Raw genomic sequence first — 236 nt, 5'->3', positions numbered from 1 at the left:
CTCGCCCGACATCGGTTTCGACCGCTCGATCAATCCGTACCGCGGCTGCGAGCACGGTTGCGTCTACTGCTTCGCGCGGCCGACCCACGCCTTTCTCGGCCTGTCGCCCGGGCTCGATTTCGAATCCAAACTGCTCGCCAAGCCGGACGCGCCGGAATTGCTCGAGAAGGAATTGGCGGCGCCCGGTTACGAGCCGCGCATGATCGCGATCGGCACCAACACCGATCCCTATCAGC

1 pseudogene is annotated in these 236 nt (G+C 64.8%); it reads left to right on the top strand.

Annotation, left to right across the window (positions count from 1 at the left end):
* Positions 1-236 (top strand): annotated as a pseudogene (locus tag QSV46_RS41060) (radical SAM protein); the annotation flags it as partial.

The sequence above is a fragment of the Bradyrhizobium cosmicum genome, from assembly GCF_032290525.1.
In the GTDB taxonomy this organism is placed as follows: domain Bacteria; phylum Pseudomonadota; class Alphaproteobacteria; order Rhizobiales; family Xanthobacteraceae; genus Bradyrhizobium; species Bradyrhizobium cosmicum_A.
Note: the sequence above shows the minus strand (reverse complement) of the source record. Positions and strands in the feature narration are given on the sequence as shown.